At 59.6% G+C, this 272-nt stretch carries 1 protein-coding gene; it reads right to left on the reverse strand.

The window, feature by feature from the left end; translation table 11 throughout:
- Positions 1–19: 19 nt before the first annotated feature.
- On the reverse strand, positions 20–272 hold a 253-nt coding region (locus AAEY83_RS15100), incomplete at its 5' end, for a TetR family transcriptional regulator C-terminal domain-containing protein (RefSeq protein ID WP_351060181.1).

The following is a 272-nucleotide window of genomic DNA, read 5'->3' on the forward strand; positions in this document are numbered from 1 at the left end:
GGTGAAAGGCATAAACGTCTTATAGAGAAGGAGTGAGGCCGCAGCCTTTGAGAATGATGCGGATCAGGTTGTTGCCGGCGTCTTCCATGTCCTGCTTGGTCAACTTGCTGCGCCCGGTGACGCGGCAGATCTGCGTGGCGAAGTCGGCATAATGCTGAGTGCTGCCCCACAGCAGGAAAATCAGGTGCACCGGGTCGACCGGGTCCATTTTGCCCGCATCGATCCACGCCTGAAACACCGCCGCGCGCCCGGTGAACCAGGTGCGGTAATCC

Origin of the sequence: Psychrobacter sp. TB20-MNA-CIBAN-0197, assembly GCF_040309765.1 — a bacterium.
GTDB classification, from domain to species: domain Bacteria; phylum Pseudomonadota; class Gammaproteobacteria; order Pseudomonadales; family Moraxellaceae; genus Psychrobacter; species Psychrobacter submarinus.